General features: G+C 64.3%; 5 protein-coding genes. All 5 read right to left on the bottom strand.

The features are described 5' to 3' along the window. On the bottom strand, nt 1-107 hold a 107-nt coding region (locus tag ACROSR_RS10865), incomplete at its 3' end, for an adenosylhomocysteinase (RefSeq protein WP_432684900.1). A gap of 39 nt (nt 108-146) precedes the next feature. Next, entirely contained in the window at nt 147-1,331 is a 1,185-nt protein-coding gene (metK, locus tag ACROSR_RS10860) for a methionine adenosyltransferase (protein WP_432684888.1), read from the bottom strand. A gap of 65 nt (nt 1,332-1,396) precedes the next feature. Continuing rightward, the gene (gene metH / locus ACROSR_RS10855; protein ID WP_432684886.1) at nt 1,397-4,060 is read right to left on the bottom strand and encodes a methionine synthase; all 2,664 of its coding nucleotides are present in this window, start codon (nt 4,058-4,060) and stop codon (nt 1,397-1,399) included. Next, entirely contained in the window at nt 4,057-5,124 is a 1,068-nt protein-coding gene (locus ACROSR_RS10850; RefSeq protein ID WP_432684884.1) for a homocysteine S-methyltransferase family protein, read from the bottom strand. Before ACROSR_RS10850 ends, metH begins: the two co-directional genes overlap by 4 nt. A 27-nt stretch (nt 5,125-5,151) precedes the next feature. Continuing rightward, a complete protein-coding gene (gene metF, locus ACROSR_RS10845) occupies nt 5,152-6,030 on the bottom strand; it encodes a methylenetetrahydrofolate reductase [NAD(P)H] (RefSeq protein ID WP_432684882.1) in 879 nt (292 codons plus the stop codon). Nucleotides 6,031-6,090: the final 60 nt, after the last annotated feature.

Below are 6,090 nucleotides of genomic sequence, written 5' to 3'. Positions count from 1 at the left end.
CCCGGCATCTCCGTCTCGGCGATGTCGATCTCCTTGCGCCCATACGCCGCCAGACCGATGTCCTTGATGATGTAATCCGTGGGGTTGATCTTTTCAGATTTGTTCATGTGTCTCGTCCTCTTATGATTTGAAATGCGTGGCGGGGATCACTCGGCGGCCTTGGTGACGCCGAACACCCCGGCCAGTTCCTGTGCTAGATCGGTCCTTTCCCAGGAAAAGCCGCCATCCTCGGACGGGGCCCGACCGAAATGACCGTAGGCCGCGGTGCGCGCATAGATCGGGCGCAACAGGTCAAGATGCTCGCGAATGCCGCGCGGGGTCAGCCGCACCATCTCACGCAGGGTCGTCGCAAGCTTGTCCTCGTCCACGCGGCCCGTACCCAGCGTGTCGACATAGACCGCCACGGGTTCCGGCACGCCGATGGCATAGGCCAGCTGGATCTGGCACTTGGTTGCGAGGCCCGCCGCGACGACGTTCTTGGCGAGGTAGCGCGCGGCATAGGCGGCCGAGCGGTCCACCTTGGTCGGGTCCTTGCCGGAAAACGCGCCGCCGCCATGCGGGGCCGCCCCGCCATAGGTATCGACGATGATCTTGCGCCCGGTCAGGCCCGCGTCGCCATCGGGGCCGCCGATGATGAACTGCCCGGTGGGGTTCACGATCAGGCGGTCATCGGGCAGCGACCAGTCGTCGGGGAAGGCGCGCTTGATATAGGGCTTGACCATCTCGCGGACCTGCTCTTGCGTCACGTCCTCGGTATGCTGGGTCGAGACAACCACGGTGTCGACGCCGACCGGCACGCCGTTGCGGTATTTCAGCGTGACCTGGCTTTTGGCGTCGGGGCCGAAGCCGGGCTGCGCACCGGATTTGCGGTCCTGGGCCATGTGCCGCAGGATGCGGTGCGAGAACTGGATCGGCGCGGGCATCAACTCGTCGGTCTCGTTGCAGGCATAGCCGAACATGATGCCCTGATCGCCGGCCCCTTCTTCGCCCTTGTCGCCTTCATCCACGCCCATGGCGATGTCGGCGGACTGCTCGTGCAGCAGGTTCTCGACCGCGCAGGTCTTCCAGGAAAAGCCTTTCTGTTCGTACCCGATGTCGCGGATCGCGTTGCGGGCAATCTCCTCGACATGCTGGCGCACCTCTGCGGGGCCGCGCACCTCGCCGGCGATGACCACGCGGTCGGTGGTCGCAAGCGTCTCGCAGGCGACCCGGCTCAGCGGGTCGGCACTCAGATACGCATCGAGAACCGCGTCCGAAATCCGGTCACACACCTTGTCGGGGTGGCCCTCGGACACCGATTCACTGGTGAAAAGCCATGTCTTGTCAGTCATCTCGTTCCTCTCCTTGTGAGTTTGTTTTCACTTTGGCCCGACCGTTCGGTCAGGCTGTTCGGGGATCAGGCCGCGTCCTCGCGCGCCGCAGCACCCGGCGTGTAGCCGAGGCTGGGTGCCAGCCATTTCTCCATGTCTGCCAGATCCATGCCCTTGCGCCGCGCGTAGTCCGCCACCTGGTCGGGACCAAGCCGGCCGATACCGAAATACCGTGCCTCGGGATGCGCGAAATACATGCCCGATACGGCCGCGGCGGGCCACATCGCGAAGGATTCCGTCAGTTTCAGACCGGTATGCTCCGGCGCCTGCAACAGATCGAAGATCTTGCGCTTTTCGGTGTGATCCGGACAGGCGGGATATCCCGGCGCGGGCCGGATACCGCGGTATTTCTCGACGATCAGGTCCTCGTTCGACAGCCGCTCGTCGGGCGCGAACCCCCAGAGCGACCGGCGCACGCGCTCGTGCAGCGCCTCGGCAAAGGCTTCGGCGATGCGGTCGCCCAGTGACTGCACCATGATCGATTCGTAATCGTTGCCCTCGGCCTTCAGACGGTCCGCGATCTCGTGCACCTCGGGCCCGGTGGTCACGGCAAAGCCGCCGATCCAGTCGGGCGTGCCCGTCGGTGCCACGAAATCGGCCAGGCACATATGCGCCTTGTCGCCGGATTTCTTGCCCTGCTGGCGCAGTTGCGGCATGCGCGCGGCGATTTCGCGACGCTCTTCATCGGTCCAGACAAGGATATCGTCGCCGTCTGCATTCGCCGGCCACAGCCCGACGACCCCGCGCGGCTTGAACCAGTCCTCGGCCACGATCCGGTCGAGCGTCTTCTGCGCGTTGTCGTACAGTTCGCGCGCGGTCGGACCCATCTCGGGGTGATCGAGGATGTCGGGAAAGCGCCCGCGCATCTGCCACGTGTCGAAAAACGGGCCCCAGTCGATATAGCCACGCAGCGCCTCGACCGCCATGTCGTCGATCACCGTCAGCCCCGGCGATTGCGGCGCGGGCGGGCGATACTCGGACCAGCCGCCGTCAAAGGCATTGGCGCGCGCGGTCTCGATCGGGGTGGTTGCACGATCGCCGGTCTTCGCGGACCCGGCGCGCATCTTGTCTTGGCCCTCCAGCACCTCTGCGAGGTAATCCGGTCGCGCCTTTTTCGACAGAAGCTTGGACACCACGCCGACGGCTTTTGACGCGTCATCGACATGGATCACGCCATGGTCGTATTCGGGCGCGATCTTTAGCGCGGTGTGCTTTTTCGAGGTTGTGGCCCCACCGATCAGCAGCGGCAGATCCATTCCCTGCCGCTTCATTTCCGCGGCGACATCGACCATCCGGTCCAGCGACGGCGTGATCAGCCCCGACAGCCCGATGATATCGGCCTTTTCCTCGCGGGCCTTGGCGAGGATATCCTCGGTGGGCACCATCACGCCCATGTCCACGACGTCGTAATTGTTGCATTGCAGCACGACGCCGACGATGTTCTTGCCGATGTCGTGCACGTCGCCCTTGACCGTGGCCATCAGCACCTTGCCCTTGGCCGAGGTGTCGCCCTGAAGCCGCTTTTCCTCTTCCATGTAGGGCAGCAGATGGGCGACGGCGGTCTTCATCACGCGCGCGGATTTCACCACCTGCGGCAGGAACATCTTGCCCGCCCCGAACAGGTCGCCGACGACGTTCATGCCATCCATCAGCGGCCCCTCGATCACGTCGAGCGGCTTGTCGGCCCGTTGGCGGCATTCCTCGGTGTCGTCGATCACGTGATCGGTGATGCCATGGACCAGCGCGTGTTCAAGCCGTTTCTCGACGGCCTGCTCGCGCCACTTGGGATCTTCCTTCTTGGTGGCCTCGCCCGATCCGCGATACTTGTCGGCGATGTCCAGCAGACGTTCGGTCGCGTCGTCACGGCGGTTGAACAGCACGTCCTCGACGCAGTCGCGCAACTCGTCGGGTATATCGTCATAGACGGTGATCTGGCCCGCATTGACGATCGCCATGTCCAGCCCCAGCGGAATCGCATGATAGAGGAACGCCGAATGCATCGCCTCGCGCACCGGATCGTTGCCGCGAAACGAAAACGACACGTTCGACAGCCCGCCCGAGATATGGGTGTCGGGCATGTCGGCCTTGATCAGCTTGATCGCGTCGAAAAAGGCGTTGGCGTAGTCGTTATGTTCCTCGATGCCTGTGGCCACCGCAAAGATATTGGGATCGAAAATGATGTCCCACGGCTCGAACCCGGCCTTTTCGACCAGAAGGTCGTAGGACCGGCGGCAGATCTCGTACTTGTGCTGCGCGGTCTCGGCCTGGCCGTTCTCGTCGAAGGCCATGACGACCACCGCGGCCCCGTAACGGCGCACGGTGCGCGCCTGTTCGAGAAATGCCTCTTCGCCTTCCTTCAGCGAGATAGAGTTGACCACGGACCTACCCTGGATGCATTGCAGCCCGGCCTCGATCACCTCGAACTTGGAACTGTCGACCATAACCGGCACGCGGCTGATATCGGGTTCCGACGCGATCAAGTTGAGGAATGTGATCATCGCCTCTTTGGAATCGAGCAGACCCTCATCCATGTTCACGTCGATGATCTGCGCACCGTTCTCGACCTGGTTGCGCGCCACGTCGAGCGCGCCGTTGTAGTCGCCGTTCATGATCAGTTTCTTGAAGCGGGCCGACCCGGTGACGTTGGTGCGTTCGCCGATGTTGATGAAACTGGAAATGCCTGTCGTCATGCCGCATCCTCCTCGGTGGCCGCGCCTGCCGCCTCGAACATCTCCAGACCGCTCAGGCGCATGCGCCGCACGGTGTTCGGAATGGCGCGGGGTGTCTTGCCCGCGACCGCCTCGGCGATGGCGCGGATGTGATCGGGCGTCGTGCCGCAGCAGCCGCCCACGATGTTGACGAGGCCCGTGTCGGCCCATTCGCCGAGATGGCTGGCGGTTTCCTCGGGTGTTTCGTCATAGCCGCCCATCTCGTTGGGCAGGCCGGCATTGGGGTAGGCGCTGACACGGGTGTCTGCGACTTCCGACAGCGTACGCACATGCTGGCGCATCTCGCCCGCGCCAAGCGCGCAGTTGAGCCCGACGGAAAAGGGCCGCGCATGGCTCATCGAGACCCAGAACGCCTCGGGCGTCTGGCCGGTCAGCGTGCGCCCGGATCGGTCCGTGATGGTGCCCGAGATCATGAGGGGCGGCACTGTCAGGCCCTCATCGGCAAGGCTGTCGATGGCAAAAAGCGCGGCCTTGGCGTTGAGCGTGTCGAAGATCGTCTCGACCAGGATCAAATCGCAGCCTGCCTCGATCAGCGCGCGGGCGGCCTCTCCATAGGCCTTGGCCAGACCTTCGAAGGTCACGGCGCGAAAGCCGGGGTCGTTGACGTCCGGGCTGATCGACGCGGTCCGGTTGGTCGGCCCGATCCCACCCGCGACCCAGCGCGGACGCTCGGGGGTCGAGGCCGCCTCGGCGGCTTCGCGTGCAAGGCGCACGCTTTCCGCGTTCATCTCGCACACAAGATCCTCCATGCCGTAATCGGCCTGGCTGATCGCGTTGGCCCCGAAGGTGTTGGTGCACAGGATATCCGCGCCCGCTTCGAGGAAATCACCATGGATCCGGCGGATCATGTCGGGCTGCGTCAGGCTCAGCAATTCGTTGTTGCCACCCACGTCGTGCGGGTGATCCACAAAGCGCTCGCCGCGATACGTGGCCTCGTCCGGGCTTTCATTCTGGATCATCGTGCCCATCGCCCCGTCGAGCACCAGTATGCGTCGGGCGGCGTGGTCTTTGATATCGGCTGTCATCGTGATTGGGTCCTCTCGTCTCGCGGATCAGGCGGCCCAGGCTTTCGCATGTCCGACCGGGATACCTAGCGCCCTGCAGATCGCAAGCGACAACTCGGGCTTGTTCAAGGTATAGAAGTGAAACGCGTCAACGCCAGCGTCGATCATCCGCTGGCACTGCTGCGCGGCCAGATACGTGGACACCATGGCGTGCATGTCGGGCGCGTCATCAAGACCCGCGAACATCTCTTCCATCCAGTCCGGTATGCTGGCGCCGCAGCCTTCGGAAAACCGCTTGATGGCGGGAAAGCTGGCCACCGGCATGATGCCCGGCACGATCGGCGCGGTGATGCCCGCCGCCCGCGCGCGGTCGATAAACCGCAGGACCGTGTCCGTCTCGAACGCGAATTGCGTGATCGCACAGTTGGCCCCGGCATCGAGCTTGCGTTTGAGGTGATCGAGATCGCCTTGCGCACTCGCAGCCTCGGGATGCACCTCGGGGTAGGCCGCAACGGCGATGTCGAAATCCGCGACGCGGCGCAGTCCCGTCACAAGTTCGGCGGCGTCGTGATAGCCGTCCTCGGCCAGCGTTTCGCCCTCTGGCAAATCGCCACGAAGGGCCACGATGCGGCGGATGCCGCTGTCCCACATCTCTTGCGCCTGCGCGTCGATCGCGGACCGCGAGGCCCCGACACAGGTCAGGTGGTGCGCCACGGGCAACCCGGTGCTTTTCGCCACCATGTGCACGACCTCGGCGGTACGCGCGCGGGTGCTGCCGCCGGCCCCGTAGGTGACCGAGAAATAGTCCGGCCCGACCTCGGCAAGGCGGCCCGCTGCCTGTTTCAGCGTTTCAAGACCCGCATCCGTCTTGGGCGGGAACAACTCGAACGATACGTCGATCTGGTGATCGGGAATTGGCCCGGTCATCGATAACACTCCATCTGAGGAAAATCCGCGGCAGCCGGGCGCGACCCTTGGGGCCTGCCC

It is taken from the genome of Roseovarius tibetensis, from assembly GCF_050896375.1.
GTDB lineage: Bacteria > Pseudomonadota > Alphaproteobacteria > Rhodobacterales > Rhodobacteraceae > Roseovarius > Roseovarius tibetensis.
Note: the sequence above shows the minus strand (reverse complement) of the source record. Positions and strands in the feature narration are given on the sequence as shown.

Excerpts from the sequence above, each read along its gene's own strand:
- metK (WP_432684888.1), bottom strand. The coding sequence starts at position 1,331 with ATGACTGACAAGACATGGCTTTTCACCAGTGAATCGGTGTCCGAGGGC.
- ACROSR_RS10850 (WP_432684884.1), bottom strand. The coding sequence starts at position 5,124 with ATGACAGCCGATATCAAAGACCACGCCGCCCGACGCATACTGGTGCTC.
- metH (WP_432684886.1), bottom strand. The coding sequence starts at position 4,060 with ATGACGACAGGCATTTCCAGTTTCATCAACATCGGCGAACGCACCAAC.
- metF (WP_432684882.1), bottom strand. The coding sequence starts at position 6,030 with ATGACCGGGCCAATTCCCGATCACCAGATCGACGTATCGTTCGAGTTG.